Consider the following 26,642-nt stretch of genomic DNA (forward strand, 5'->3'; position numbering starts at 1 on the left):
AGCGGGCGTAGTTCAATGGTAGAACGAGAGCTTCCCAAGCTCTATACGAGGGTTCGATTCCCTTCGCCCGCTCCAATTTATCTTCACCTCATCAACCTGCCATTTTTGTTGTATCTGATTTTCTATATTATCTTAATTCAATCGCTTCAGACTTTTCGCAATCGCCGTAATACTTCCCCATTTTTTTGTAAATAAAAGCGTTTACGCAATGCAATCCATTTGTAACAACCCAGGTAAAATACCTTATTTTCAAGTTGTTAAATAAGTGGTTATCTACGCTTTTAACAAACGATTGATGGAATCTTTTATGAAAGGGAAATCTACATTAACTCTTCTGCTCGCTGGTATATTTTCATGCGGCACATGCCAGGCGACAGGGGCAGAAGTGACGAGTGAATCTGTATTTAACATTCTTAATTCCACGGGGGCAGCAACTGATAAAAGTTATTTATCGTTAAATCCAGATAAGTATCCTAATTATCGTCTTCTGATTCACTCAGCCAAATTAAAAAATGAAATAAAGAGCCACTATACCAAAGACGAAATTCAAGGATTGTTAACATTAACAGAAAATACACGAAAGTTAACGTTGACGGAGAAACCCTGGGGAACATTTATTCTTGCTTCTACTTTCGAAGATGACAAAACAGCGGCAGAAACCCACTATGATGCTGTCTGGCTGAGGGATAGTTTATGGGGCTATATGGCATTAGTATCAGATCAGGGAAATAGTGTAGCCGCAAAAAAGGTTCTGCTCACTCTGTGGGATTATATGTCTACGCCCGACCAGATTAAGCGGATGCAGGACGTCATTAGCAACCCAAAACGACTGGATGGAATTTCCGGGCAAATGAATGCTGTGCATATCCGATTTGACAGCAACTCCCCCGTGATGGCAGATGTGCAGGAAGAAGGCAAGCCGCAGCTGTGGAACCATAAACAAAATGATGCGTTAGGTCTTTATCTTGATCTCCTTATACAAGCAATCGACACTGGTACTATTAATGCTGAAGATTGGCAAAAAGGTGACCGATTAATATCGATTGCGCTGTTGGTTGCTTATCTGGATAAAGCCAATTTCTATGTTATGGAAGATTCTGGAGCGTGGGAAGAAGATGCCCGATTAAACACATCTTCCGTTGCACTGGTGACCTCAGGACTGGAACGTTTGTCGAACTTACTCTCGAAGAAAGACTCTGTTTTTATCTCTGATTTACTACGCGAAGCTAAAGCCAATGAACTGGATGAACCACTTTCAACAACGAGGTTGAACCACCTCATAGATAAAGGTTATGAAAGAATAACGTTACAGCTTGATTTAGGGGGAGAATCCCCAGGTTATCTGGAAAAAGATAAACATTACAGAGAAGCCGATGCGGCTTTACTTAATGTTATTTATCCTGCAAATCTTTCAAAGATAAATACCAGAAGAAAAGAGCAAGTTCTAAAAATAGTTAAAAAACTAGCAGGTCCGTATGGTATAAAAAGATACGAGAAGGATAATTATCAGTCGGCAAATTTTTGGTTCAATGATATTAAAACTGATACCGATCAAAATTCACATGCGAAAAGAGAAATGAGCTTCATTCCATCAACAGAAGCAGAATGGTTTTTTGACTCATGGTATGCAAAATCAGCAGCAATTGTTTATAAAGAATCAAGAAAAGAAGAGTATTTGAATGACTCAGTGCAATTTATGAATAGATCATTGGCCCAAATAACAGGCGAGAATATGATTGGTGCAAATGGCAGGAGTGTACCTGAAATGGCACTTCCCGAAAGCTATAACTATATCCACAAGTCGGGAACTTTGCATGAAGCGCCAAGCCCTATCATTCCGCTAAATTGGTCGAAAGCTTCAATGACTCTCATGTTGAAAGAGATGTCCAACCTTATCAATGATGAGGGAATTAAATAGTTTTCATAATGAGGCGGTCCTGGATTAAAAGGACCGCTCAAAGAGAAATCGTAAGGGAGGTAAAAGTGATCAATAAATTACTGTTAGCTTACCTGATAGGTCTGGTTGTGACATCGACCTTAATATTTATCTTCTCGGAAGAAAAAGTAACATATCGGTTGTTTGCTGCAGTAATTACAGGGTTGACCTGGCCGCTTAGCCTCATTCCATCCATCATAAGTCTCATGATTCGTAAATCCGACTAACAAGAAAATTATATGAACGATTAAGAAAAATAGAATCGAAAAAGAGAATAAAATATATGCAGGGAGTAACAAAACACTCGCAGTGCGTTAATGTGTAACTAACAAATATGATTTTTATTGAAAATAGTCACCAAACAAGTGTTATAAGAAATACGGGGTATGTTTAAGTAAAACATATCAACAGTTGCAATTCTGTATATGGACAGAATGACTTACTACTGTAAGTAGCTGATAGCTATTCGCTCATAACAAAATCATTATTTTATAAATAGGAATCATCACTTTTTAATCATGTTTTTATTGCAAGTTTATGGAGAATGAGAATATGGAATAAGGAGATGAAACATGATTGAAGAAGGGCTGTTACTTCCAATGAATGTTTTGCTTCAAGGACAGAAGTTAACCCTACTGGACCCTGAAATGTGGTTCTTACGGGGAAATGAAAACAAGGATGTAACCCTTGTTATTACGATCGGTAATAACCATCAAAAATTAATGGTAGTGGAAGATATATTACTGCTCATTGACCGAAGCCAAATTGAGGTAACTGCAGGGAAAGTAATTTATCATCCACTTCGCATTGATATCCTGAGTAAATTATTAGCTTTTATAGATGAATCAACGGGGAGTGTGGAAAGGGAACACCATGAGTTGTTTGCTGATGCCTTGCCCTTTGCATCAGAAGTTGTGCTATTCAGTAAAGTTGCAAGTGAAGCCTGGTTTTTAGCCACTTATCTGAGCAGCGATAATATTAATGAAATTCTGTTTCAGCATCTAAGAAAAACAGAATGCTATAAACTGGTTCGCTATTTATTATCGCAATCGCTCATACAGACTTCACTCTATGATCTTGGTGAACTTTACGGCGTATCGTATTCACATTTTCGCCGTTTATGTAGTTATGCATTGGGTGGTAAAGTTAAAACGGAATTATGTGGCTGGAGAGTTGCCAGAGCCGTGTTGGAAATCATTGAAGGAAACAGTGATATGACAACTATTGCGCATAAATATGGCTACTCATCCTCATCACACTTTTCAGCCGAAGTAAAAAGCCGGTTAGGAAAAACACCGAGAGAACTATGTAAAAAGTTATGAAAATAAAATTACGTATTACTATTATATTAATTTCAGCCTTATGCATTTTTAATGGATTATTGACTCCTGGTGCATATGCCGCAACAGCGAATGGATACGTAGCAAATAAAGAAAATCTACGTAGTTTTTTTGAAACGGTTTCATCATATGCGGGTAAGCCTACAATAGTAAGTAAGCTTGCCATGAAGAAACAGATCAGCGGAAATTTTGATTTAACCGAACCCTATGCCTTGATTGAACGCCTGTCGGCGCAGATGGGACTTATTTGGTACGATGATGGCAAAGCTATTTATATCTATGACTCATCAGAGATGCGTAATGCGCTGATTAATCTGAGAAAGGTATCGACGAATGAGTTTAATAATTTTTTAAAAAAATCGGGTCTGTATAACTCTCGTTATGAAATTAAAGGGGGCGGCAATGGTACTTTCTATGTATCGGGGCCACCAGTTTATGTTGACCTGGTCGTTAATGCTGCGAAATTAATGGAGCAAAACAGCGATGGCATCGAGATCGGACGAAATAAAGTAGGAATAATTCATCTGGTCAACACATTCGTTAATGATCGGACTTATGAATTACGTGGCGAAAAGATAGTTATTCCTGGCATGGCAAAAGTACTATCGACGTTGTTAAATAATAACATTAAGCAAAGCACTGGGGTTAACGTACTTTCTGAAATTTCAAGTCGTCAACAACTAAAAAACGTATCACGTATGCCTCCTTTTCCTGGTGCTGAAGAAGATGATGACCTACAAGTAGAGAAAATAATATCGACAGCTGGAGCGCCAGAGACTGACGATATACAAATTATTGCATATCCTGATACCAACAGTTTACTTGTTAAAGGAACAGTATCTCAGGTTGATTTTATCGAGAAGTTAGTAGCTACGCTCGATATTCCAAAGCGACATATTGAATTATCTTTATGGATAATAGATATTGATAAGACTGATCTAGAACAGTTAGGAGCTGACTGGTCGGGCACGATAAAAATTGGATCCAGCCTAAGTGCATCATTTAATAATTCAGGTTCAATTAGTACCCTGGATGGGACACAGTTTATTGCAACAATACAGGCACTTGCGCAAAAAAGAAGAGCCGCCGTTGTTGCTCGTCCTGTCGTTTTAACACAGGAGAATATTCCTGCTATATTTGATAATAACCGTACTTTCTATACTAAATTAGTCGGCGAGCGTACTGCGGAGTTGGATGAAGTAACCTATGGTACGATGATTAGCGTGCTACCACGATTTGCTTCACGAAATCAAATTGAATTACTCTTGAATATTGAAGATGGCAATGAAATCAATTCCGACAAGACCAATGTTGATGATCTGCCTCAGGTTGGTAGAACGCTTATAAGTACTATTGCGCGCGTGCCTCAAGGGAAAAGTCTTTTGATTGGTGGATATACACGAGATACGAATACCTATGAAAGTCGTAAGATCCCAATATTAGGCAGTATTCCATTTATTGGTAAATTATTTGGATATGAAGGAACAAATGCGAATAACATCGTTCGTGTCTTTCTTATTGAGCCAAGAGAGATCGATGAGCGCATGATGAATAATGCGAATGAGGCTGCGGTTGACGCCAGAGCAATAACACAGCAAATGGCAAAAAATAAAGAAATCAACGATGAATTACTGCAGAAATGGATAAAAACTTACCTGAATCGTGAAGTCGTCGGAGGATAGTGAAATGGCGATTCATGTAGAGCATGTCGGTGTATTAGAAAGAGCCAGAGAAGTTTCTCGCTTAGAGGACATTATCACAGAAGATAATGAAGATATTGAAGCTGAAATGCCTAAAATGGGGGATGATCCCGCCGGTAAAGAAGCTCGATTCTTACAAGCTACTGACGAGATGTCAGCAGCGTTAACGCAGTTTATGAAGAAAAAAATCTACGAAGAACAACTGGCCAACTTTCTGGACGGAGAAGAATATGTCCTGGAAGATCAGCCAATAGAAAAAACCGATAAAGTCATGGAGGCGCTTAAGGCAGCAACTACCCATGACTATGAAGTGTATAGCTTTGCTAAAAAATTATTTCCAGATGAAAGCGAACTGGTGGTTGTATTACGTGCAATTTTACGTAAAAAACAAATATCTGAAAATGTGCGGCTAAACGCTGAAGCATTACTTAAAAAAGTTAATCAAGAGACTACTAAAAAATTCATTAATAGCGGTATTAACTCGGCATTAAAAGCAAAGTTATTTGGCCAGGCGTTGTCATTAAATCCAAAATTACTAAGGGCAAGTTATCGACAGTTTTTAATGGCAGAAGACGATGCTGTAGATACTTATGTCGAATGGATTGGTAGTTATGGCTATCAAAATAGAATACTGGTGACAAAATTTATCAAAGAGACGCTTTTCTCAGATATAAATGCACTTGATGCGAGCTGTTCATCATTGGAATTTGGTATGTTTCTCAATAAGTTGTCACAACTATTGTCTCTTCAGTCAGCAGAGGCTTTATTTCTGAAAACTTTAATGAATAACCCAATAATTAAAAAATTTATTAGCGCAGAAGATTATTGGATATTTTTTCTGATATCGTTAATAAAATTTCCTGAGACAGCAGAGGAACTCCTGAAAAATGCACTGGTAACCCTACCCGCAGATGCTAATTATAAAGACAAAACGTTACTCCTGAAGGCGATTTACAGCGGATGTACAAATCTTCCATTTTCACTTTTTATTAATAATGAACAATTATTAGAGATTAGGGAGTGTTGTAAACAGGCAATAAAAGTAACATTTGCAGCAGAGCTCTTTGATACACAAAACAGTAATAAAAAACAAAATAAAAAACCATGGAAGAAGGTAATGTTCAATGTTTAACAAAGTTTTGATAGGGTTAAGGAGTCATCCAGAATTAATAATTCTTGGATTAATGGTGATGATTATCGCCATGCTCATAATTCCATTGCCCACCTACTTAATCGATTTTTTGATTGGGCTGAACTTAACATTGGCAATACTTGTGTTTTTAGGATCATTCCATGTTGATAGGATCTTAAGTTTTTCTTCATTCCCATCAATTCTTCTCATCACAACGTTATTTCGTTTGGCGCTGGCGATCAGTACCAGCCGACTTATACTTCTTGAGGCGGACGCCGGAGAAATTATAACGAGTTTTGGTGAATTCGTTATTGGAGATAGCCTGGTAGTTGGTTTTGTTATTTTCTCCATTGTTACTATTGTTCAGTTTATCGTGATTACTAAAGGTTCGGAACGTGTGGCTGAAGTTGCTGCCCGCTTTTCGCTTGACGGTATGCCAGGTAAACAAATGAGTATTGACGCCGATCTACGCGCCGGGATCATTGATGCAGATTTAGCAAAAGAACGTCGTAGCGTATTAGAACGAGAGAGTCAGCTGTATGGTTCCTTTGATGGTGCGATGAAATTTATCAAAGGTGATGCTATTGCAAACATTATTATTATCTTTGTTAATATTATCGGTGGGCTATCAGTAGGAGTAGGCCAAAATGGAATGGATTTCTCGACAGCGTTGACCGTCTACACAATTCTTACCGTCGGTGATGGTCTTGTTTCACAAATTCCAGCTTTATTAATTGCTATTAGTGCAGGGTTTATCGTAACGCGCGTGAATGGCGATAGTGATAATATGGGGCAAAATATAATGTCCCAGTTATTAAGTAATTCTTTTGTCATTATTGTGACATGTGTCCTCGCGCTAAGTATTGGGTTGCTTCCAGGTTTTCCCCTTCTTGTGTTTTTATGTTTGGCAGTAATCTTAGGAATTTATTTTTACTTTAAATTCAAAAAGAAAGGGGTTGAAGAAACGGTTGTTGAGGGAGATATCACCGTTGGGTTGGAACCCTATAATCAGGATGATGATATTTCATTAGGTATTATTAATAAACTTGATCAGGTTATTACCGAAACGGTACTCTTGGTTTTGATTATGAATAGTGTACAGGCTAAAAAATACACTGAAATCAATCTTGCTGATAGGATTCGTAGTCAGTTTTTTATTGAGTATGGTATCCGTATTCCCGGTATTGTCATTCGCGAGGGGGAAGGCCTTAATGATGAAGATGTCATATTAATGCTAAATGAAGTCAGAGCCTCGCAATTTAAAATTTATCATGATCTCGTCTTGTTGGTTGAATATTCAGATGAAGTGGTTTCGACTTTGATCAAGAAACCTATCATCGTAAATAGTAATGGTGAACAATATTATTGGGTTACAAAAAGTGATGCCCAAAAATTAACAAAAAATGGCTGTTATACTCGCACGGCCATGGATGAAATGTACAATCATTTATCTGTATGTCTGGCGCATAATATTAATGAGTATTTTGGTATACAAGAAACCAAATATATTCTTGATCAATTAGAGATGAAGTATCCTGATCTATTAAAAGAAATATTAAGATATATAACCGTGCAGCGCATTTCAGAGGTAATTCAGCGTCTGATCCAGGAGCGAATTTCAGTGCGCAATATGCGTTTAGTTATGGAGGCTTTAGCATTATGGAGCCCACGGGAGAAAGATATAATTACACTCGTCGAGCATGTACGAGGTGCATTAGGTCGCTACATTTGCCATAAGTTTTCATATTCTGGAGAAATTAAAGCAATTGTGATTTCGCCTGAAATAGAGGACAGAATCAGAGATGGTGTCAGGCCTACCGCTGGCGGTACTTTTCTTAATCTCGATGCATCCGAAGCTGAGATGATTCTGGATAATTTTAAACTGGCTCTTTCTGGAATCAATATTCCTATTAAAGACATTATTTTACTGGGATCTGTGGATATTCGTCGTTTTATCAAAAAACTTATTGAATCTAGTTATCGAGACCTCGAAGTACTTTCGTACGGGGAACTAACGGAAAATGTTCCCGTTAATATTCTGAAAACTATTTAGGATAATGTCTTGCGATATGGAGCATGCTGGTATGAAAAAATTAAAACTATTAAATAAATACAGCTACTTACATAGCATAAACGGCTCGCTGATTGAAGCAGAGCTTGACGACGTTTCAGTGGGCGAAGTATGCGAAATTTATGCGAGCTGGCAAGCAAATGAACGTATAGCCAGGGCTCAGGTCGTTGGCTTTCGCAATGGAAAGACATTATTAAACCTTATAGGCAGCTCTGTGGGGCTTACACGTACTGCAGTTTTGAAACCAACGGGAGAGCAGTTAACCATACAGATCAGTGATGCCTTTCTTGGTTCAGTTTTGAATGCTTCTGGTCAAATTATGGAAAGGTTTGTCCCGGACACTCCAGGCGATAGGGGAAATTTACGCCTGATTGATGAACTGCCACCGTCGTATCAGGAGCGTCGAGTTATTAATACACCACTAGAGACACGGATAAGAGTCATTGATGGCGTACTGACATGTGGCATTGGTCAACGTGTTGGGATTTTTGCATCAGCTGGCTGTGGCAAAACGGTTTTAATGCATATGCTTGTAAACAACACTGAAGCTGATGTGTTTGTTATTGGCTTGATTGGCGAACGTGGAAGGGAAGTTACGGAATGCGCGGAATCGCTGAAAAAATCAGTAAATGCAGCAAAATGTGTTTTGGTTTATGCCACCTCTGATTTTTCGTCAGTAGATCGGTGTAATGCCGCCCTGATGGCGACAACCGTGGCAGAGTATTTTAGAGATCGAGGAAAGAGAGTTGTACTTTTTATCGACTCAATGACGCGGTATGCACGAGCACTACGTGATATGAAACTGGCAGCGGGTGAACCACCTGCCAGACGTGGTTATCCTGCTTCTGTTTTTGACAGTTTGCCTCGCTTACTGGAGAGGCCGGGACCAACACTAAAAGGAAGTATTACTGCGTTTTATACCGTATTACTGGAGGGGGAGGATGAATCAGACCCACTGGGTGATGAAATTCGCTCAATCCTTGATGGCCATATCTATCTAAGTCGCAAACTCGCTGGGCAAGGTCATTATCCGGCAATAGATGTTCTAAAAAGTGTGAGTCGAGTATTTGGTCAGGTCACTGATGAAAAACACAGAGATAATGCTGCACGGGTAAGGAAGATCCTCACAACTTTGGAAGATCTACAGGTGTTTATTGATTTAGGGGAATATCGCGCTGGGCAAAATGCTGAAAATGATTTTGCTATGAATGCCCGGCCTAAACTCACAAATTGGTTAAAACAGTCAGTTAATGAAAAAATGCCAATGAGTGAAACGCTAAAAGAGCTTGAACGAATTGTTAAGTAAAGTTAATCGACTTATCAGAAGAACAGCGCAGAGCCTGGCTGCATGTGAAGCATCATTACAAAAGTTAAATGCAGAAAAAGAAAAGTTAGCCGAAAAGGAACGCCTGTATGATATGCAACTTAAAAACCTACAGTCACTGTTAGATATGAAAGAGTTACTCGGCGAAGTTGTATTTCGACAGGATATATTTTACTCGTTACGTAAAGTTGCAGTCATTCAGCAGCAGATCGCTGAGATAAATCTTGAAAAGCAAAAAATAGCAGAGCGGCGAAAAATACTTAACAAGGAAATAGTTCAACAGCAAGCACAAAGAAAACACTGGTGGCTAAAAGGAGAAAAGTACGATCGACTAAAGAAGCGCATCAAAAAACAACTTTTAAATCAGATGCTTTATCAAGACGAGCTTGAACAGGAGGAGAAATATAATGGACGAAGTCAAGAAAATTGAACACTGTAAAATTTTAAACACAGACACACCCGATAATTCTGCTTCAGATTTAGACAGTTTCTTAAAGAAAAACAAAAAAAATAAAGAAATGAGTGAGATTGTCGCTGGAACCATTCTCCAGTTATTACGTCAGACTCAGGATAGCCAATTTTCTACGTTGGGGAAAAAAAATGGGCACATGGAGTCTATTGACAACAAATCATCTCTCCAGGTTGACAGGAATCCATCTCTTTCTTTGCAAACAAATGGAACAGAGAAATTTTCTACAAAGAAAATTCTCAATATGACTTCACGAGATCAGGGGAATGATTCTGAACCATCTAATAAAACGATACAATTTAAGGAAAAAATCCATAATGGTATCCATACAGAATACATCACAGATCAAAAACACAGTAATAATAAAGATCGTGAAAAAAAATACCGCGATGGAGACAAAATAAATGGACCGCAGGCCCATTCATTAGACATTACTAACGAAAGAAGGTTTGCTGATAACAGAACCATGTTTACTCAACATATCGAAAAGCAAAGGAATGTTCATACGCTCAATCAGAATGATATAAATAATTCTGCTAATAATGCCAATGTGCGCGAAAATGAATTGACATATCAGTTTCAGCGTTGGGGACAAAATCATACAGTCCGGATTCTGGAAAGTAGTGAAGGGATACGACTAAAACCATCAGACACACTTGTCTCCGACAGACTCCATGAAGCCCAACACAATGATGTTACAGCACAACGCTGGGTATTGACTGAGCAAGATGAACGACAAGGGCAACGACATCAGCCTCATGATGAGCAAGAAAATGAAGGTAAATTCGAAAACAATCAGAAGGACGAAAGTTAATGTTCGGCCTGAGAAAAGTAAATGGAAACACTCATTCCTTTGAAACCACTTTTCAAAACTGGAAAGAAAATGGTGAAGATGTTGCGTTATTAATGCCCGAATTTAGCGCCAAATGGCTACCGATAGCAGAAGAGAGCGGCAGCTGGTCTGGATGGGTGTTACTTCGAGAGTTATTTCCCTTAATTTCTGCCGAGCTCGCTGGGATGGCTTTAATGCCAGAAACGGAAAGGTTAATAGTGGAATGGCTCAGTTTATCTAGTACCCCGTTAAATCTAAAGTATCCTGAACTAAAATATAATCGTTTGTGTGTCGGTAAAGTATTTGATGGAGTATTGAGTCCAGCTCAACCACTGATAAGAATATGGACAGGGGAATTAAATATTTGGTTAGATAAAGTCACAGTCTGCCAATACGAAAACGCTCCAACGCTAGACAAAAAATCATTATATTGGCCCATTCATTTTGTAATTGGATTTAGTAAAACATGTTATAGAACCATTGTTGATATTGAAGTTGGTGATGTTTTATTAATTTCAAATAATTTTGCTTATGCGGTTATTTATAATACAAAGATTTGTGATTTAATTTATCCAGAGGAGTTAAAAATGGTTGATCATTTTGAGTACGAGGAAGATTTTGAAACAGATGACTTTGATATCAAAAAAAGCGAAATCGAGATTAATGATGAAAATGACTATCAGCAGATTAATAGTTTTGAAGACCTGCCTGTAAAAATTGAGTTTGTTCTTGGTAAGAAAATAATGAATCTATATGAAATAGACGATCTCTGTGCAAAAAGAATTATATCTTTGCTTCCTGAAGCGGAGAAAAATATAGAGATACGTGTAAATGGCGCGCTAACTGGCTATGGCGAACTTGTTGAAGTGGATGATAAATTGGGCGTAGAAATTCATTCTTGGTTATCAGGGAATAATAATGTCAAATAGCATTTCGCTGATAGCGATATTATCATTATTCACACTATTACCGTTTATAATAGCATCCGGGACATGTTTTATTAAATTCTCGATTGTTTTTGTTATTGTCCGAAACGCTTTGGGACTTCAGCAAGTGCCATCAAATATGACACTTAATGGGGTAGCTTTGCTATTGTCAATGTTCGTAATGATGCCGGTTGGGAAGGAAATATATAATAACAGTCAGAATGAGAATCTTTCATTCAATAATGTTGCGTCGGTTGTTAATTTTGTTGAGACAGGCATGAGTGGTTATAAATCATATTTGATAAAATATTCTGAACCGGAGTTGGTTAGCTTTTTTGAAAAGATTCAGAAGGTGAATAGTTCTGAAGACAATGAAGAGATAATCGATGATGATAATATTTCAATTTTCTCGTTACTCCCGGCATATGCGTTGAGTGAGATAAAAAGTGCATTTATTATAGGTTTTTATATTTATTTACCCTTTGTTGTAGTTGATCTGGTTATATCCAGCGTTCTGTTAACGTTAGGTATGATGATGATGAGTCCGGTAACCATATCTACACCGATAAAATTAATTCTGTTTGTCGCGATGGACGGTTGGACAATGTTATCGAAAGGACTCATTTTACAATATTTTGACCTATCCATTAATCCCTGAGGAAAAAATATGGACGACATTGTTTTTGCGGGGAATAGGGCGCTGTATCTGATTTTAGTTATGTCTGCAGGACCTATTGCAGTTGCGACATTTGTTGGTTTATTGGTAGGGCTTTTTCAAACGGTAACACAGTTGCAAGAACAGACGTTGCCATTTGGCGTCAAATTATTGTGCGTAAGTATTTGCTTTTTTTTAATGAGCGGATGGTATGGTGAAAAATTATATTCGTTTGGTATCGAAATGCTGAATTTAGCATTCGCGAGAGGATAGCATGGGGGAGGCGATGCTCTATCAGTTGCATAGTCTGCTGGCTGCTACAGCGCTCGGTTTTTGCCGATTGGCACCAACTTTCTATTTGTTACCATTTTTCGCCAGTGGGAATATACCAACAGTAGTCCGTCATCCAATAATAATAGTGGTATCATGTGCATTAGTTCAGCATTACCACTATGAATTATCTACCCTAAATGAAATAGATATCGCTTTGTTTGCTGCCAGAGAAATTATCATAGGGTTGTTTATTGCTTGCTTATTAGCATCCCCATTTTGGATTTTCCTTGCTATAGGTAGCTTTATCGATAACCAACGTGGTGCAACGTTAAGTAGTACTTTGGATCCGGCTACAGGTGTCGATACATCGGAATTAGCAAGATTATTTAACCTTTTCTCTGCAGCAGTTTATCTTACTAACGGTGGATTGAACTTTATTCTGGAGACTCTATGGCAAAGTTATAACTTATGGCCTTCAGGAAATTTTAATTTTCCTAAATTAGAGCCTTTATTCTCATATATTAATAATATAATGACTCATACTATCGTTTACGCAAGCCCCGTGATTGCGGTTATGCTGGGCGGTGAAGCTGTCCTGGGATTGCTGGCACGTTATGCTTCACAACTAAATGCTTTTGCCATCTCACTGACTGTCAAAAGTGCGCTGGCATTTTTAATATTAATTATTTATTTTGGCCCAATACTGGCTGAACGAGTTATGCCGTTATCCTTTTTCCCAGAACAATTGCAATTATACATTGATAAATAGAGTGTTTCACGGCAAATAAAACTGAAAAGCCAACACAAAAGAAACTCCAGGATGCTTCTAAAAAAGGTCAAATTCTAAAAAGTAGAGACTTAACAGTCTGTGTAATAATGCTTGTGGGTACTTTATATCTCGGATATGTATTTGATGTGCATCACATTATGTCGATTCTTGAATATATCCTTGATCATAACGCTAAACCGGATATTTGGGACTATTTTAAAGCTATGGGGATAGGTTGGTTGAAAACGATCATTCCTTTTTTGCTGGTTTGTATGTTTACAACAATACTTGTTTCATGGTTTCAAAGTAAAATGCAATTAGCAACTGAAGCTATTAAGTTTAAGTTTGATTCATTAAATCCAGTAAATGGCTTAAAACGTATATTTGGCTTAAAAACCGTAAAAGAATTTGTTAAAGCAATACTTTATATTATTTTTTTTGCATTGGCGATCAAATTATTTTGGAGTAACCATAAATCACTGCTTTTTAAAACTCTTGATGGAGATATCATTTCTTTATTATCAGATTGGGGAGAGATGCTATTCCTTCTCATACTGTATTGCCTCGGCAGTATGATAATTGTCTTAATTTTTGATTTTATCGCTGAATATTTTTTATTTATGAAAGATATGAAAATGGATAAACAAGAATTTAAAAGAGAATACAAGGAACAAGAAGGAAGTCCAGAAATTAAATCTAAACGCAGAGAACGCCATCAAGAAATTCTGTCAGAGCAATTGAAATCTGATGTCAGTAATAGCCGTCTGATGATTGCCAACCCTACGCACATTGCCATAGGGATATACTTTAAGCCACATCTTTCACCTATACCATTGATTTCTGTGAGAGAAACTAATGAGGTAGCATTAGCCGTAAGGAAATATGCAAAGGAAATCGGAATACCAATTATTACAGATAAAAAATTAGCACGAAAAATTTATGCTACCCATCGTCGCTACGATTATGTTAGCTTCGAAAATATAGATGAGATCTTGCGTCTTCTGCTGTGGCTTGAAGATGTGGAGAATGCTGGACAACCTGTTCCAGATGAACTGCTCCCCTCAGAAGATAAATTCAAAGAAGGTGAAGACACAAAAAGTGAGAATAAAGACAATAATTAAAAAAATTAAACATCTATCATAGTCGGAAATTTATAAGAATCTACACGCAAAAAGCGTGTAGATTCTTATTTAATGTGTTAAACGATCTTGCGAAATGACAAGCAATTGATACATACTCATCTCTTTATAAGCTGGAACAGTAGTAACCTGCGCAAATTCGCGATATAGCTTCTGCTCTAGTTCTGCTGATGATATATATTCCGGGTGTTCGCTAAAGAACTGTCTTGCATCTACTATCGCTTGAGATTCGCCACTTATTTTATTCTGAGTATCCTTTAATGAATTTTCTCTGGTGCATGCAGAGAGCAACGATATCAGCGCTACAGTTATTATGATTTTACTATTATATCTTACTAATGACATATCAACTTTCTCTTATGCAAGATTGGAGTTTAAAATAATGTTTATCCCATTCACAGAGTGCTATAAACAACTCAACAGTACCTTTTATGTTAAGTTTATTTAGGGCTCTTATTTTGTGATATGATACTGTTTTATAATCAATTCCTTTGATAATGGCTATTTGTTTTAACGAATAAGAAACACATAACCGCAGGATATCTATCTCATCATGGGTAAGTGGTTCTTGAGTGGAATACACATTTTGTGTATGAAGATTCGAAACCAGGAAATGCGTTAAATCAGATAATGTAATATTCTTATTGATCCTGATGAAATTGTTGCTCAAAAGGGTGTTTACAGGTTCTGTATTTGGTTTGAGATTTCGATGTTGGTGCTCATCAATAACAACGAACGAATGTCCAAGATCAACCAACGCAACCAAATCGCTGTAATATTCCTTTTGGGATGCTAATAATGCATTAGTGCCTACAGTGAAGTAGACATCACTGGAAAAGACTTGCATATGCCAACCTGCACTCTAAAATAATTTAGGGTAAATATTACGTGTAAAATTTAAAATAATGGTAATTGTTATATTTGCATATCAATGAGGGAATAGGGTGTATACCTTAAATTGCAAATAAAGTTATGTATGTAGGCATTTAAAATGGTTCTCGAAAATTATAATCTTTTTATTGTGTGTCATCATAATTTGGTCATGAAATTTCCGTCTTGTTACACTACTCTAAACTAGAGCTTATGGAATTAGCGGGTGGTATTCATGGAAAATAATGATAAATTCTTATCACAAGACTTATTGGAATCTTATGCCATTCGTTTATTGAGCGGACCATTGAATGGATGCGAGTATGAAATACTTAATGGGCGTGTACTCGTTATCGTTGGTAATGATGTTTCGTTAGGAAGAAGTGATTCTTTTTCTGAGTTACCAGAGAATACGATAGTCATTCCTTATGGAGAGCTTACAGGCAGTTTTGAGGTAATAATCACTACCGACCCTGATCTGGTTGTAACAATCAGAGAATTAACAGCACAAGAACCTGAAGATAGAACGTTAACATTGAATCAGCAAATAGAAGTTTTAGGCCTCAAATTTGCTGTAAAAGTAAAAAATGAAGTTTGGCAGTATTCAATACCAGGTATTGTTGAAAATAACATTACTTCAACAAGACAACATTTCTTTAGTAGTACGCTGTTTAAATATGTAACGCTATTTTTTCTTTTTGCTATCATTTTTATAGCTTTTTATATTGTTAATGCCAGTAATGATCCGCAGCTGAGACATATCGATAAAATTCTTGTAAACAAAAATAGAAATTATGAAATTTTATATGGTAGGGATCATGTCATCTATATCAATACCAATAGTTTGGATGAAGCTGTCTGGGTCAAACAAGCACTGGAAAAAAATCAACCAGGAAAGCCAGTACGGGTGATAAATCCTGATGATGAATCGATACGGATTTTTTCATGGCTTGCTGATAATTTCCCAGATCTACAATATTTTAAACTACAGCTATTAGATGCCAGTAATCCAAGACTGACAGTGAGTAAGCAACGGAATGCTATCACACAGCAACTAATCGATAATCTTATTAAAGGATTACTGCAAACTATGCCATATGCCAGCAATATAAGTATTGCGGTATTAGATGATAATGTATTGGAAAGTCAGGCAATTGAAACATTGTCGGCAATAGGTATTTCTTATGAAAAATATAAAACAGCTAACAATGTATATTTTAATATCATTGGTACGTTAAGCGACAGTGAATTAAATAAAATTAATAACTATGTCGACGAATATTATAAGCAATGGGGTAAACAATATGTAAGATTTAATGTGAATTTGAAAAATCAGGATACAAATAATAGTTCATTTAGCTACGGAGATAACCGATTCGAGAAGTCTCAAGGTAGCAAGTGGACATTTCAGGAATAATTGAGGAGGACTTATGGCAGATTGGAATGGTTATATTATGGATATCAGCAAACAATTTGATCAGGGCGTTGATGATCTGAACCAACAAGTTGAAAAGGCGTTGGAGGATTTAGCAACCAATCCTTCCGACCCGAAATTCCTTGCCGAATATCAGAGTGCATTAGCTGAGTATACATTATATCGAAATGCGCAATCTAACGTTGTAAAAGCGTATAAAGATCTTGATTCGGCAATCATACAAAACTTCCGCTAAACTGGATAAGGATTTTATTATGTCAGTAAGCAATATGCCACCTATTGATAGAGCTGAGCAAGCAGCTGCTCGTGAAATACAGCAAGCGAAAGTTATTGATTTAAATGACCGGGTTCTCAATCTTGATAACCCGGATGATAAAATGATTTCCGCTTTTGCCAACTATGCTGTACAAACTGAAAATTGGCAGCAAAATGCGTTACAAGCATTAAGGTCTGATAAAAAGGGGTTAACTCCTGAAAAATTATTAGTCTTGCAGGATCATGTGCTTAATTATAATGTCGAGGTTTCATTGGTGGGAACATTAGCAAGAAAAATTGTCGCTGCAGTTGAGACGTTGACTCGCTCATGAAATATATATCATTATTCTTGTTTATCCTGCTGTTGTGCGGTTGCAAGCAGCAGGAATTACTGAACCATCTTGATCAACAGCAAGCTAATGATGTCCTTGCTGTTTTACAAAGACATAATATTAATGCTGAGAAGAAGGATCAAGGCAAAACTGGATTTTCAATCTATGTAGAACCAACGGATTTTGCTTCTGCGGTGGATTGGCTAAAAATCTACAATCTCCCGGGTAAGCCTGATATTCAAATATCGCAGATGTTCCCTGCAGATGCGCTCGTTTCCTCTCCACGAGCGGAAAAAGCAAGATTGTATTCTGCTATTGAACAGCGTTTAGAGCAATCTCTCAAAATTATGGATGGCATTGTTTCTTCAAGAGTACATGTTAGTTACGATGTTGATACAGGTGATAGTGGCAAAACTGCTTTACCAATTCATATTTCTGTACTTGCTGTATATGAAAAAGATATCAATCCAGAAATAAAAATAAATGACATTAAGAGATTTATTGTTAATAGCTTTGCAAGCGTACAATATGAGAATATTTCAGTCGTATTGTCAAAACGAAGAGATATTATTGAACAAGCACCAACATATGAAATTAACGAACCTGTTTTTGCTTATGATAAGACTATGCCGGTTTCTATCTTACTTGCATTAATGTCCATTGCGACTTGCTGGCTGTTATGGAAGTACAGGGCTATTCTAACTAATTTAATCAGGTTAAAAAATAAGTAGACATATGAGAACGTTATGAATCTTGCCCTAAGAAAGATTATATATGATCCAATTAGTTATATTCATCCTCAACGAGTAAGTTTGAATAATGCACGTATTAGCAATCCGGTACTTAGATCTATTACCAATGAAATGATACTCCTACAGTACAATCTTTCAGTTGAGCATTTCAGTCTGAATAGTTCACTTATTTACTACATAAACAATTGGAAATTATTTCCATTGATCTGTTTACTCAGTGGTTGTCACTTTTATCGAGAAAGGTTTGCAGAACGCGGATTTTTTTACAAGGTTCCTGATGTGCTAAGGAATTATTTATCAGCTATACCGGTGGAAATAAATGAAAAGGCACGATATAAACCTGGTATCGTTAACTATCAGAATATCATCACATGTGGTTTTTCAACGTTGTTGCCCTATGTAAGGCAACAACCGTTGGCAATGCAGCAACGATTTAATTTATTATTTCCTGATTTTGTTGACCACATACAATTGCCGTTACCACTTGCGTCTACTCTTTTGGAGAGAATTACATTTTATGCGAAAAAAAATAGAGATGAGCTTGATAAACTCTCCTGCAAATGGTGTTGTGATTAAAAGAATAATTTCTGATGGATTGAAAGAAATAGTTTCTCTAAAAGAACAGATCCTTCTTGAAACCACCGCAAAAATTCAGAGCATTGAGGAAAAGAGAGAAGAAAAAGTTATTCAAGGTTATTATGATGGCTATGCGAAAGGCATTATTGATGTGATGGATAATTTTATACCCTTGATAAGTTTGCTGAGCTCAGAATTAGAAAAAAACAGAATAAATATGATAAACGATCTGAAGAGCATATTGTTAAAATCTTCAGAGGAAGTTGAAGTTTTTATCAAAATTTTTGAAAGTTGGGTAACAAAATTACCGTCAATATCAGGCCCTTTAAATCTCTATATACCTACCAGTTTCAAAGATAAGTCTATTGAAGTAGAGTCATATTTTGTCGACAAGTCAATATGGAATGTCCATATTTCATATCATGATGACAAACGTTTTGTTTTTTTTACAGATCAATTTATTGCTGAGTTTAGTCCGCAGGAATTTGTGGATAATTGTGAGCAATATTTAATTAGCAATCACTGTTTTTCCCCTGACAAGGTTAATGAAATCTGTGAACATGCCAGACATTATTTAGTTGAAAGAATGTGTGAAATAGATTCTTTGGCTATGAATAATTCTGATTTGACGACCCCAGAGGACTTATAGATCACTGTCTCCGGCTTAATGACTTGAATATAATCTAATTCTAATATTTTAAACGCCTAATGATTTTTCAACACGGGTGTTATTCTGCTTACGCAAAAATTTTATTATTAATTATATTTCATTATTATTTCATCAATGTATTTTTTGGATTTTGCTTATAATAATAATGGAAGGGATGATTATAAATGAATGCGTTATAGCATTTACACTCAGGATGAATATATGGGAAAGATTAAAATTGTAGTTTCAGATCAGCAGCCGTTTATGATTGATGGGATAATTGGATTTCTCGGACATTATCCCGATTTATATGAGGTTGTTGGGGGCTATAAAGATCTGAAGAAAGCTATAGCGGAGTGTAACAAATCTGCAGCCCAAATATTTATTTTAGGAGAATTTGCAGGTGGAATGATGGGGTCCGAACTCATTAAATGGGTTAAATCGCATAAAATAGATGCTCATATTATTACATTTGTAGCAAAAATGCCGTATATTGATTCAATAAAATTGCTTGAAGCCGGTGCAAAAGGATGCGTATGGAAAACCAGTCACCCGGCGAAACTAAATCGGGCTATTGATTCGATTAGTAATGGTTACACTTATTTTGATAGTGTACACATGGATTGTGAAAAAATATCTTCAAGATATTCCTCTGATAATCAACTTACAAATCGTGAGTCTGAAATACTACAACTCGTAGCTGATGGAAAAACAAACAAAGAAATCGCTAATTTCTTGCAGTTAAGCAGGAAAACAGTCGAAACACATAGACTCAATATCATGAAGAAATTAGATGTTCACAGTGGTATCGAGTTGATCAAAACAGCTTTACGTATGGGCGTTTGCACTATATAAAAAAAAAAGAGGCTTTAGGCTCATTTTGCTAAAGCCTTACGCTTGTCTATTTCATTAAGTCTGGTATATACAACATATATTTTTTTTGCATATTGCAGCCTCTTTTTTTGGTTTTCCATTGCAAAACCCGCGTTATAAGTCCCCAGACATTGCCACGTTACTCCACAACGTGAAAAATGATTATATAAAATCTCGGTCCCTATTTTAATGTTTAGACAGGGGTTATCTAACAAATCTTGTTCATCTTTTATTATTCCACGTTTTTTTAACATGGGAATGTGCATCTGGTTTATCTGCATTAAACCATAATCAAAACTCTTTATATTGTTTTTCTTATCCCTGTTCTTGCCGATGCTATCATTTTTTAAATTACTTTCAACAAGTGCGATAGCTTTGATCAAATTTGGTTCGATTCTGAAAATTGATCCTGCTTCATTAAAGCAAGCGCTACTGGCGAAAGACATTTTTGTAATTAATATAGAAAACATGAAGATGGCTAAGATTTTAACTTTGGGTAAGCGCATATGTTTTTATGTGTAGGATTGAAGGAAAGGAACGAGATACTAATATATTCAGTATCTCGTTAATCATTTAAGTGGTCAATTATCTACCATTCCAGTTCATAGTAAGGAGAGATAGGATTATCTTTCGAATACATATCATTTTGAAAAGATGCCATCCATGTTGAAACTATAAATGCTTGTATTTGATCTGTATCAGTAGCACTGGTGGTGATGTGTTTATCTAATGAAACGACTTCATCACCCGTTGCGGTTGCTATATTTAAACTTTGAGAAAAATTATTCATATTGATTGGATTAGTCATAAAGTTCCCTTTTTTATTTGTCCAGGCCAATAGCCCATACACAATACTTTTAATCTAGAGTATTTGATATATATTGCAATAAGGTAATTATCTTAGATGTTTTCATCTCTGTTGTTTACATAACCAGTTGCATACATCTAAACAATAAAATTGCGACAATAAATATTTATCGCATACAAATTCTCGTCAGTTGCTTTAGTTTCAAAATGTTATCAATTATAACTCGATGGCTTTCACTCGAAGTTTCTTTATAGTAGAGTTTCATGTTGCTTTTGAGCGGGTTAGGCACATACATATCTACACACTCTTTTATCACAACTGCTTTTCGTCTTCTGGGTTCGAGTTGTAGTGATTTGTCTATACAAATCCTTGCCTCTTCAATTCTTTCATTATGAAAGTTGACAAGTGCTCTATAGTAGTAGAGAGAGGCTATATCAGTTGTGTGTATCTTAGCCTGTTCAAATAAGATATGAGATACTTTTGCTTGTCCAGACAGACCAGTTATCAGTCCCATAATGGCTAAAATTTTTCCATCGACATTGGTTATGTCTGATACATAATGTAAAAGCTCTAATGCTTTTTGAGCAGCAAGTTCAAGTTCATACTTTCCATGAAGTGCCAAAGACATATGGCATTCCGCTAGCAGACAATAACATTCTATTTTTAGCGTCTGTATATCACTTTTATTTTGTAATCCATCAAATATAGCCATAGCCCTGTAAATGCTTTCAGGAGTAAACTCGTAAAGTTCTTTCTTACCAGCCAACAGTTCATCTGATAAATAATGATTCTTGTAACCTTGGTCCGGTTTAGCTAATCTTACAGAACGCTCTGGAATATGTACCGTTTGAAGGATATTATCTATAATAAATTGTGATGTGTTATGTAATTCATCAACAGGAAGATGATTACTGGCGATGAGGAAAAGATTTTTAGCGTCGATCAGTTCAATGTATAAAGTTTTCACCGCGTTATTCTGGTTTATTCTTCCTGTAACGAAATAATCTGGCTTGAATCTTCTCAAAAATGAATTTTGCGATATGTGATCATTACAAAAATTTGTCGCAGCCATCGGATAGGTATAAAGGCCATCGATTTTTTTATTCGAAATGTTTTGCACTAATTCCTGATTAAGTATTAATGGATCCAGAGTATTCAATGAAGTGGTGAAAGGAAATATAGCTATGGAATAGTCTGAAGTGTTATCTTCATTTATTTTAGTTTTGAAAACCTGTCCACTGAAACGATACCCTTTCCGGTAGATTGTTTCTATGCAACGAGCATAGCCAATTTTTTCAAAAATGCAGCGCAAAGAATAGATACATCTTGTCAGGGACTCGTCACTTACAATAATATTTTTCCATACTGATTCGATGATCATATCTTTCAGGACAACATGACCAGCGGATTCAAGTAATACGATCAATACTCCTAACTCTTTCGGTGGAATATAAATCTGCTCATTTCCTTGAGTAAGAATTCCATCTTCCGTGAGCGTTAATCCCTCGAGAAAATGATATGAGAATTTATTTTCTAAGTCCATTAGTTAACCTCTATGAAAAAATTGGTTTCTTGCATCCTGCATAAGCAATAGAAATTGTGGCTATTCATATTTATGTGTCATTAATGCTACAGGAGTTTACATTCGACATATCTATGGTTGTGTTCACTAATTTATCTTAGGAATTCAGTGATGTAATCTGAAATAGCCTTATTCAATTTTGATAAAATAGATTGTTCTCTAACGCGTTGAAAAATAATAATTTATAGTGTGTTCTTAACTGTTTTAAGATGTTGATTTAAGAAAACATAAGAGAAGCTGGTCATAGTAGTTAACTGCACTATAACCAGCAATTTTAACCAAAAGATTGTAATGCTTAGCCATTATCTTCTGAATTATCAGTTAAGAGTTCAATATATGCCTGCGCTTTGCTCTTAACACTTTCATCCTCACAATTGTTAATAATATGATAGAAACATTGCATTGCGTTATCGATATTTTTAGCCCCAATTTGACATTGACCCATACGATAAATAACTGAATAGTCATCATACGGTGAGTAATTGTAACTTAGTTTGTAAAGGTCATATGCTTGTTGATATTTCTTTTTTGACTGGCATACTGATGCAAAACCTTTTAGATATTCATGATTTTCGAACGCATAAATGCACAGAAATTTATAATAAATTTCTGCGTCCGTTATATTACCTTTTTCATGGTAGTCGAATGCATATGCATATATTCTATCAAGGATATCAGGAGTCAATCCATGTAGTAATGCCAGATTTTCTCCTTGTGATAATGCGTGTTTTAGTTGACTTGCCCATTCATCACTGTTATTGAATATTTCAAGTGTATCTGTGCTCATAATATTCCTCTGTGATGTGTTTCGTGATGCTAAATTATTATTGATTGACTCATTAATTTTTTGCATTTATCTTTTTTGAATTATGAGTTTTAAGCTTGCATTGCTTATGGGTATATTGGTTCATTATTAGTAAAAATACTGACCACTATAAACCAATAATGTCATTAGTTGTTTTGCTAATATTTACCTTATTAGTTATCTTAATTACGACATTTCATAAATGCCTTAATGTGCATGGCCTGGATTCATATTATCAATTTCCATTTTTTCGATGAAAATTAAAAAAGGGATTTTTGCGAAGGGTAGTAAGTCGTCTGGTTTTTTTTCTTTATTATGTCTGGTGACGAGGGGGGATAGAACGTCGGTACATATAGTAGAGAATTTATTCAGGTCTAAATTATTCTCTATTTTGGCCAGTTTTATGAGTTCATTTGTAGCCATACTCATTAAATCATCTGTTATCGGAAATTTATATATACTCATAGCCGATAATATTGCTTGCTGAATTATTTCTTCAGAAATATCCGCTATCTTTATTGACAAATCATGTGTTAGATATTTTCCTCCAAGAGATTCTTGTTCAATATAATTTAAACCAGACCTCATCGTAATTTTAACTGGATTCACGTATTTCTCTTCATTTTTCTTATTTTTGTTCTCCTGATCAGGAACTAATGGTTGCAGTGGTAGGCTATTATTAATATTTCGTGGCTTCATTTTACATTTCTCTCATTTGATTAGAGCAAAATCCGAATTCGCAGCTTCTGATAATGTCAAATATCACCTTTTCTCATGCTTTATTCTATCAAAAATCGCTCATTTTTACTTTTTTTACCATAATGTTACTTAGTGGCATCGGCAATTTACATAACTTACATGTTGTTTTTTATATCCTGAAAAAACAGATAGATAGTGTGCACACTCGAAATGATATTGGTAACATAAATAGCTTTATTCGTGACAAACATCTCAAAAGATTTCCTTTATTATTTTCGAAATTCATTTGATCAAGGTTATCACCTTATGGAGACGTTACGTAGAATGACTATATTTGTTATCGGCACATTAGGGGTATTAAATTTAGTATTGATGGAAGGTGATTATTGAACAGTAACATCGAGTCACGGTCAAAATGTGAGGTATATAATGGACATTGAGTTTTCGCAGATTCATGAAATGGTCTATATGCATGATATTGTAAATTCGGACTCGAAAAAGAAACCAAGGATTCCGTTAAAAAAATTCCTTAATGCTGAGAAGGTTCTCACGCAAACAACATCATGGGTACTAAATTCAAGATATGTGAATGTTAATTCTGTCAGTAAAGTCAACGTAAAGAGTAAAGTTAAAAACAGTTATATCTCACGATCTGTCAATGATGAGTTTAGTTTAACAGATGATGAAATCAATTCTTTTAAAGAAACGTTAGTCCTTTCCTCTATTGATTCTCTAAGTAAACTGGTTCTTAATAATCCTCTTTCTGTATTGTTTACATCGACTGTACGAAGGAATAATAATAGAGCTAAGATGAATGTTGAGTTCGACTCATGGATTTGCACCAGATGTTGTTGATACATGATATTTTGCATTGCAAGGTGATATCTAAAATGAAAGATGTTGATCAAAACTTTGATGCTTTATACTGGCATATACTACAAGCATATTTAATTTTATTGTTTTATGATTAACGAGGTTCCATCTTTTTATTATCTATTTAAGTTTACCTTGCACAATGCATTATTGCTCTGTTACCAATACTCAAAATAAAAGCATGCTTACCTTGCTTTAGTATATTATAGCTTACACTTTTTTCTGGAAAGACATAAAAATCAGGAATAAGTTCTGCAAGTCTATCATCATCGACTTGATCCATGATCTCAAATTTATTAACTTTCTTTGATGTTAAATGGGCTGTGTCATAGTTTTCAATCCATGTGTATTCAATATTTCGCCGTATTGACTTACTTTCTCTGTTACCTTGTTGCCAGGTTCCGCTCAACGCAACAGTTCCTGTTTTATTTTTTTGGTTATACATAAAGTCGATGGTAAGATTTGCTCGCCCCTTGTCATTAAAAATTACCCAATTTGCAGTGCATGTTTCATTATATATCATTTTTTCTGCAGTATAAGAGTAAACAATGAAGAGAATAAACCCACTGATAAAAACTAAAATAAATAATAAGTTTTTTTTATAATCAATCACGATTAACCTCACGGTAAGACAGGGTTAAACAGCCTGCCACTTCATGTTGGTTATAGTTTTTATTGCATGCCATAACAATCATCCCCGGTGAGGATTTTGCAAGAGGGAAGTATAACCACGGATATTTTTTACAGTTAATCCCCGAATCCAGTATCCGTGTCTTATATTTATCGAACTCTTTCAACCCATCAATTGTATCTTCTGTCACATTAAAATGGCAGCCATTAATTTCCGCAACAGTCTTGTAATCCTTGAAGAAAGGTTTCGGTTGATTATTATTCCATAGCCAATGTGCAGAATATACGCCTATAGCAAATATGCTCAACATAATTAGATAACTTTTTATATGTTTGAGGATTTTGTTATTGAAATTGTTTGCGCTTCCAATGCTCTCTTTGTACCCCGCATTACCTTTTACGGCAGGTGGGGCATTGTGTGTATGTGCGTCTGTTGAAGAGTTTATTGCATGATTTTGTATGTTAATGTCATTATGAATCTTGAATCCTCTTCTCGGCACGGTTGCAATAAGCGAGTGGGTGGTATCACCAACAGCGCGAAATCCGCGTCTGATAATGGATATGTTCTGATATAACGTGTTAGTTGGCACACGCATACCTTCTTCTTCCCAGACTCTGGTGAAAAAATCTTGTTGTGCAACCACATCAGGAAAAGCTTCAAGTAGAAGTGATAAACAACGACTGGCTGGCGTTGTCAGAACGACGTTAAGATCGGCGTTATGTACCGATATTAATTTTCGGTGCTCAGGCCAGAACTCGATATTATCGTTAATAATCCAGTACATACGTCAATAGACACTAAATCAATCGAAATGGAAATCACATAGTTTGCTAAGTATATTGATATTTACGGCATAAATATATATTAATTTTATATTTATCATAATGATTGAAATGAGGCTTTAATGTCGCAACGTAAAACTTTACGTAAATTAAC

31 protein-coding genes, 1 tRNA gene and 2 pseudogenes are annotated in these 26,642 nt (G+C 35.9%); 25 read left to right on the forward strand and 9 right to left on the reverse strand.

Features of this window, described 5'->3' with window-relative positions; all coding sequences use genetic code 11:
* Nucleotide 1: 1 nt before the first annotated feature.
* The 16 genes and pseudogenes from ACJHWK_RS05410 (at nt 2) to ACJHWK_RS05485 (ending at nt 14,548) form a co-directional block, all read left to right on the forward strand.
* Nucleotides 2-75, forward strand: a tRNA-Gly gene (locus tag ACJHWK_RS05410).
* Between the two features lie 232 nt (nt 76-307).
* Entirely contained in the window at nt 308-1,918 is a 1,611-nt protein-coding gene (locus ACJHWK_RS05415; RefSeq protein ID WP_001521220.1) for a glycoside hydrolase family 15 protein, read from the forward strand.
* Nucleotides 1,919-1,983: 65 nt separating this feature from the next.
* Nucleotides 1,984-2,163 carry a GhoT/OrtT family toxin gene (locus tag ACJHWK_RS05420; protein WP_001305821.1) on the forward strand — a complete coding sequence of 60 codons (180 nt, stop codon included), beginning with the start codon at nt 1,984-1,986 and terminating at the stop codon, nt 2,161-2,163.
* 345 nt (nt 2,164-2,508) lie between these two features.
* Nucleotides 2,509-3,258: a helix-turn-helix domain-containing protein gene (locus ACJHWK_RS05425; protein ID WP_000568782.1), complete on the forward strand. Its 750-nt coding sequence runs from the start codon at nt 2,509-2,511 to the stop codon at nt 3,256-3,258.
* Nucleotides 3,255-4,958 (forward strand): type III secretion system outer membrane ring subunit SctC, encoded by a 1,704-nt coding sequence (sctC, locus tag ACJHWK_RS05430; protein ID WP_000694681.1) that lies wholly within the window; start codon nt 3,255-3,257, stop codon nt 4,956-4,958. The genes ACJHWK_RS05425 and sctC overlap by 4 nt, the downstream gene beginning before the upstream one ends.
* 4 nt (nt 4,959-4,962) lie before the next feature.
* A complete protein-coding gene (locus ACJHWK_RS05435) occupies nt 4,963-6,108 on the forward strand; it encodes a YopN/LcrE/InvE/MxiC type III secretion system gatekeeper (protein ID WP_020232939.1) in 1,146 nt (381 codons plus the stop codon).
* The gene (locus ACJHWK_RS05440; RefSeq protein WP_170886434.1) at nt 6,101-8,161 is read left to right on the forward strand and encodes an EscV/YscV/HrcV family type III secretion system export apparatus protein; all 2,061 of its coding nucleotides are present in this window, start codon (nt 6,101-6,103) and stop codon (nt 8,159-8,161) included. The genes ACJHWK_RS05435 and ACJHWK_RS05440 overlap by 8 nt, the downstream gene beginning before the upstream one ends.
* 31 nt (nt 8,162-8,192) lie before the next feature.
* Entirely contained in the window at nt 8,193-9,485 is a 1,293-nt protein-coding gene (sctN, locus tag ACJHWK_RS05445; protein ID WP_000734312.1) for a type III secretion system ATPase SctN, read from the forward strand.
* On the forward strand, nt 9,475-9,933 hold the full coding sequence (locus tag ACJHWK_RS05450) for a hypothetical protein (RefSeq protein ID WP_001559743.1): 459 nt from the start codon (nt 9,475-9,477) through the stop codon (nt 9,931-9,933). The genes sctN and ACJHWK_RS05450 overlap by 11 nt, the downstream gene beginning before the upstream one ends.
* A pseudogene (locus ACJHWK_RS05455) lies at nt 9,911-10,141 on the forward strand (type III secretion protein); the annotation flags it as partial. The gene ACJHWK_RS05450 and the pseudogene ACJHWK_RS05455, both read left to right, overlap by 23 nt.
* Before the next feature lie 297 nt (nt 10,142-10,438).
* A complete protein-coding gene (locus ACJHWK_RS05460) occupies nt 10,439-10,786 on the forward strand; it encodes a type III secretion system needle length determinant, SpaN/EivJ family (protein WP_024230450.1) in 348 nt (115 codons plus the stop codon).
* A pseudogene (locus ACJHWK_RS05465) lies at nt 10,746-11,733 on the forward strand (YscQ/HrcQ family type III secretion apparatus protein). Before ACJHWK_RS05460 ends, ACJHWK_RS05465 begins: the two are co-directional and overlap by 41 nt.
* The gene (locus tag ACJHWK_RS05470) at nt 11,723-12,388 is read left to right on the forward strand and encodes an EscR/YscR/HrcR family type III secretion system export apparatus protein (RefSeq protein WP_000071534.1); all 666 of its coding nucleotides are present in this window, start codon (nt 11,723-11,725) and stop codon (nt 12,386-12,388) included. Before ACJHWK_RS05465 ends, ACJHWK_RS05470 begins: the two are co-directional and overlap by 11 nt.
* A 9-nt stretch (nt 12,389-12,397) precedes the next feature.
* On the forward strand, nt 12,398-12,658 hold the full coding sequence (locus tag ACJHWK_RS05475) for an EscS/YscS/HrcS family type III secretion system export apparatus protein (protein ID WP_000341004.1): 261 nt from the start codon (nt 12,398-12,400) through the stop codon (nt 12,656-12,658).
* 13 nt (nt 12,659-12,671) lie between these two features.
* Complete coding sequence (sctT, locus tag ACJHWK_RS05480) at nt 12,672-13,427, forward strand: type III secretion system export apparatus subunit SctT (protein WP_125272984.1); 756 nt, start codon at nt 12,672-12,674, stop codon at nt 13,425-13,427.
* A complete protein-coding gene (locus ACJHWK_RS05485) occupies nt 13,424-14,548 on the forward strand; it encodes an EscU/YscU/HrcU family type III secretion system export apparatus switch protein (RefSeq protein ID WP_170886438.1) in 1,125 nt (374 codons plus the stop codon). The genes sctT and ACJHWK_RS05485 overlap by 4 nt, the downstream gene beginning before the upstream one ends.
* A gap of 69 nt (nt 14,549-14,617) precedes the next feature.
* Here the strand turns inward: ACJHWK_RS05485 and ACJHWK_RS05490 are convergent, their stop codons facing one another.
* Nucleotides 14,618-14,911, reverse strand: a complete 294-nt coding sequence (locus ACJHWK_RS05490; RefSeq protein WP_001521207.1) for a hypothetical protein — start codon at nt 14,909-14,911, stop codon at nt 14,618-14,620.
* A 1-nt stretch (nt 14,912) separates the two neighbouring features.
* A complete protein-coding gene (locus ACJHWK_RS05495; protein ID WP_001195865.1) occupies nt 14,913-15,413 on the reverse strand; it encodes a helix-turn-helix transcriptional regulator in 501 nt (166 codons plus the stop codon).
* Nucleotides 15,414-15,671: 258 nt separating this feature from the next.
* Between ACJHWK_RS05495 and ACJHWK_RS05500 the strand changes: the two genes are divergently transcribed.
* The 7 genes from ACJHWK_RS05500 (at nt 15,672) to ACJHWK_RS05530 (ending at nt 20,290) form a co-directional block, all read left to right on the forward strand.
* Nucleotides 15,672-16,853, forward strand: coding sequence for a PrgH/EprH family type III secretion apparatus protein (locus ACJHWK_RS05500; RefSeq protein ID WP_001521206.1), 1,182 nt, complete (start codon nt 15,672-15,674; stop codon nt 16,851-16,853).
* A 13-nt stretch (nt 16,854-16,866) separates the two neighbouring features.
* Nucleotides 16,867-17,106 carry a type III secretion system needle complex protein gene (locus ACJHWK_RS05505; RefSeq protein WP_000796272.1) on the forward strand — a complete coding sequence of 80 codons (240 nt, stop codon included), beginning with the start codon at nt 16,867-16,869 and terminating at the stop codon, nt 17,104-17,106.
* A gap of 19 nt (nt 17,107-17,125) precedes the next feature.
* Nucleotides 17,126-17,458 carry a type III secretion system inner rod subunit SctI gene (gene sctI, locus ACJHWK_RS05510; protein ID WP_001521204.1) on the forward strand — a complete coding sequence of 111 codons (333 nt, stop codon included), beginning with the start codon at nt 17,126-17,128 and terminating at the stop codon, nt 17,456-17,458.
* Complete coding sequence (locus ACJHWK_RS05515) at nt 17,455-18,189, forward strand: EscJ/YscJ/HrcJ family type III secretion inner membrane ring protein (protein WP_000875228.1); 735 nt, start codon at nt 17,455-17,457, stop codon at nt 18,187-18,189. The genes sctI and ACJHWK_RS05515 overlap by 4 nt, the downstream gene beginning before the upstream one ends.
* Before the next feature lie 15 nt (nt 18,190-18,204).
* Nucleotides 18,205-18,786: a type III secretion apparatus protein OrgA/MxiK gene (locus ACJHWK_RS05520; RefSeq protein WP_001389479.1), complete on the forward strand. Its 582-nt coding sequence runs from the start codon at nt 18,205-18,207 to the stop codon at nt 18,784-18,786.
* Nucleotides 18,728-19,435: a hypothetical protein gene (locus ACJHWK_RS05525; protein ID WP_001227543.1), complete on the forward strand. Its 708-nt coding sequence runs from the start codon at nt 18,728-18,730 to the stop codon at nt 19,433-19,435. The genes ACJHWK_RS05520 and ACJHWK_RS05525 overlap by 59 nt, the downstream gene beginning before the upstream one ends.
* Before the next feature lie 222 nt (nt 19,436-19,657).
* Nucleotides 19,658-20,290, forward strand: a complete 633-nt coding sequence (locus tag ACJHWK_RS05530) for a LuxR C-terminal-related transcriptional regulator (RefSeq protein ID WP_410234803.1) — start codon at nt 19,658-19,660, stop codon at nt 20,288-20,290.
* A gap of 20 nt (nt 20,291-20,310) precedes the next feature.
* On the opposite strand, the gene ACJHWK_RS05535 is transcribed toward ACJHWK_RS05530, so the two are convergent.
* The 5 genes from ACJHWK_RS05535 to ACJHWK_RS05555 all read right to left on the reverse strand — a co-directional run bounded on the left by ACJHWK_RS05535 (nt 20,311) and on the right by ACJHWK_RS05555 (nt 24,202).
* On the reverse strand, nt 20,311-20,814 hold the full coding sequence (locus ACJHWK_RS05535) for a lytic transglycosylase domain-containing protein (protein ID WP_001239193.1): 504 nt from the start codon (nt 20,812-20,814) through the stop codon (nt 20,311-20,313).
* 83 nt (nt 20,815-20,897) lie between these two features.
* Nucleotides 20,898-21,116, reverse strand: a complete 219-nt coding sequence (locus ACJHWK_RS05540; RefSeq protein ID WP_000184104.1) for a hypothetical protein — start codon at nt 21,114-21,116, stop codon at nt 20,898-20,900.
* A gap of 166 nt (nt 21,117-21,282) precedes the next feature.
* The gene (ygeH, locus tag ACJHWK_RS05545) at nt 21,283-22,659 is read right to left on the reverse strand and encodes a HilA family transcriptional regulator YgeH (RefSeq protein ID WP_001521199.1); all 1,377 of its coding nucleotides are present in this window, start codon (nt 22,657-22,659) and stop codon (nt 21,283-21,285) included.
* A gap of 334 nt (nt 22,660-22,993) precedes the next feature.
* Nucleotides 22,994-23,485, reverse strand: a complete 492-nt coding sequence (locus tag ACJHWK_RS05550; protein ID WP_000102383.1) for a tetratricopeptide repeat protein — start codon at nt 23,483-23,485, stop codon at nt 22,994-22,996.
* 225 nt (nt 23,486-23,710) lie between these two features.
* Entirely contained in the window at nt 23,711-24,202 is a 492-nt protein-coding gene (locus ACJHWK_RS05555) for a hypothetical protein (protein ID WP_000804518.1), read from the reverse strand.
* A gap of 429 nt (nt 24,203-24,631) precedes the next feature.
* On the opposite strand from ACJHWK_RS05555, the gene yqeK reads away from it, so the two are divergent.
* Both yqeK and ACJHWK_RS05565 read left to right on the forward strand, forming a co-directional pair.
* Entirely contained in the window at nt 24,632-25,057 is a 426-nt protein-coding gene (gene yqeK, locus ACJHWK_RS05560) for a protein YqeK (protein ID WP_000350607.1), read from the forward strand.
* A 35-nt stretch (nt 25,058-25,092) separates the two neighbouring features.
* Nucleotides 25,093-25,173: a hypothetical protein gene (locus tag ACJHWK_RS05565; protein ID WP_072132081.1), complete on the forward strand. Its 81-nt coding sequence runs from the start codon at nt 25,093-25,095 to the stop codon at nt 25,171-25,173.
* Nucleotides 25,174-25,205: 32 nt separating this feature from the next.
* Here the strand turns inward: ACJHWK_RS05565 and yqeJ are convergent, their stop codons facing one another.
* Nucleotides 25,206-25,688, reverse strand: a complete 483-nt coding sequence (yqeJ, locus tag ACJHWK_RS05570; protein WP_000568331.1) for a protein YqeJ — start codon at nt 25,686-25,688, stop codon at nt 25,206-25,208.
* Nucleotides 25,681-26,490, reverse strand: a complete 810-nt coding sequence (locus tag ACJHWK_RS05575; protein WP_001328926.1) for a transcriptional regulator — start codon at nt 26,488-26,490, stop codon at nt 25,681-25,683. Before ACJHWK_RS05575 ends, yqeJ begins: the two co-directional genes overlap by 8 nt.
* Nucleotides 26,491-26,642: the final 152 nt, after the last annotated feature.

It is taken from the genome of Escherichia sp. WS547 (genome assembly GCF_046486065.1).
Lineage (GTDB): Bacteria > Pseudomonadota > Gammaproteobacteria > Enterobacterales > Enterobacteriaceae > Escherichia > Escherichia coli.

Excerpts from the sequence above, each read along its gene's own strand:
- ACJHWK_RS05415 (WP_001521220.1), top strand. The coding sequence starts at position 308 with ATGAAAGGGAAATCTACATTAACTCTTCTGCTCGCTGGTATATTTTCA.
- ACJHWK_RS05425 (WP_000568782.1), top strand. The coding sequence starts at position 2,509 with ATGATTGAAGAAGGGCTGTTACTTCCAATGAATGTTTTGCTTCAAGGA.
- sctC (WP_000694681.1), top strand. The coding sequence starts at position 3,255 with ATGAAAATAAAATTACGTATTACTATTATATTAATTTCAGCCTTATGC.
- ACJHWK_RS05435 (WP_020232939.1), top strand. The coding sequence starts at position 4,963 with ATGGCGATTCATGTAGAGCATGTCGGTGTATTAGAAAGAGCCAGAGAA.
- ACJHWK_RS05440 (WP_170886434.1), top strand. The coding sequence starts at position 6,101 with ATGTTTAACAAAGTTTTGATAGGGTTAAGGAGTCATCCAGAATTAATA.
- sctN (WP_000734312.1), top strand. The coding sequence starts at position 8,193 with ATGAAAAAATTAAAACTATTAAATAAATACAGCTACTTACATAGCATA.
- ACJHWK_RS05460 (WP_024230450.1), top strand. The coding sequence starts at position 10,439 with ATGTTTACTCAACATATCGAAAAGCAAAGGAATGTTCATACGCTCAAT.
- ACJHWK_RS05470 (WP_000071534.1), top strand. The coding sequence starts at position 11,723 with ATGTCAAATAGCATTTCGCTGATAGCGATATTATCATTATTCACACTA.
- ACJHWK_RS05475 (WP_000341004.1), top strand. The coding sequence starts at position 12,398 with ATGGACGACATTGTTTTTGCGGGGAATAGGGCGCTGTATCTGATTTTA.
- sctT (WP_125272984.1), top strand. The coding sequence starts at position 12,672 with ATGCTCTATCAGTTGCATAGTCTGCTGGCTGCTACAGCGCTCGGTTTT.
- ACJHWK_RS05490 (WP_001521207.1), bottom strand. The coding sequence starts at position 14,911 with ATGTCATTAGTAAGATATAATAGTAAAATCATAATAACTGTAGCGCTG.
- ACJHWK_RS05495 (WP_001195865.1), bottom strand. The coding sequence starts at position 15,413 with ATGCAAGTCTTTTCCAGTGATGTCTACTTCACTGTAGGCACTAATGCA.
- ACJHWK_RS05500 (WP_001521206.1), top strand. The coding sequence starts at position 15,672 with ATGGAAAATAATGATAAATTCTTATCACAAGACTTATTGGAATCTTAT.
- ACJHWK_RS05505 (WP_000796272.1), top strand. The coding sequence starts at position 16,867 with ATGGCAGATTGGAATGGTTATATTATGGATATCAGCAAACAATTTGAT.
- sctI (WP_001521204.1), top strand. The coding sequence starts at position 17,126 with ATGTCAGTAAGCAATATGCCACCTATTGATAGAGCTGAGCAAGCAGCT.
- ACJHWK_RS05515 (WP_000875228.1), top strand. The coding sequence starts at position 17,455 with ATGAAATATATATCATTATTCTTGTTTATCCTGCTGTTGTGCGGTTGC.
- ACJHWK_RS05520 (WP_001389479.1), top strand. The coding sequence starts at position 18,205 with ATGAATCTTGCCCTAAGAAAGATTATATATGATCCAATTAGTTATATT.
- ACJHWK_RS05525 (WP_001227543.1), top strand. The coding sequence starts at position 18,728 with ATGCGAAAAAAAATAGAGATGAGCTTGATAAACTCTCCTGCAAATGGT.
- ACJHWK_RS05530 (WP_410234803.1), top strand. The coding sequence starts at position 19,658 with ATGGGAAAGATTAAAATTGTAGTTTCAGATCAGCAGCCGTTTATGATT.
- ACJHWK_RS05535 (WP_001239193.1), bottom strand. The coding sequence starts at position 20,814 with ATGCGCTTACCCAAAGTTAAAATCTTAGCCATCTTCATGTTTTCTATA.
- ACJHWK_RS05540 (WP_000184104.1), bottom strand. The coding sequence starts at position 21,116 with ATGACTAATCCAATCAATATGAATAATTTTTCTCAAAGTTTAAATATA.
- ygeH (WP_001521199.1), bottom strand. The coding sequence starts at position 22,659 with ATGGACTTAGAAAATAAATTCTCATATCATTTTCTCGAGGGATTAACG.
- ACJHWK_RS05550 (WP_000102383.1), bottom strand. The coding sequence starts at position 23,485 with ATGAGCACAGATACACTTGAAATATTCAATAACAGTGATGAATGGGCA.
- ACJHWK_RS05555 (WP_000804518.1), bottom strand. The coding sequence starts at position 24,202 with ATGAAGCCACGAAATATTAATAATAGCCTACCACTGCAACCATTAGTT.
- yqeK (WP_000350607.1), top strand. The coding sequence starts at position 24,632 with ATGGACATTGAGTTTTCGCAGATTCATGAAATGGTCTATATGCATGAT.
- ACJHWK_RS05565 (WP_072132081.1), top strand. The coding sequence starts at position 25,093 with ATGAAAGATGTTGATCAAAACTTTGATGCTTTATACTGGCATATACTA.
- ACJHWK_RS05575 (WP_001328926.1), bottom strand. The coding sequence starts at position 26,490 with ATGTACTGGATTATTAACGATAATATCGAGTTCTGGCCTGAGCACCGA.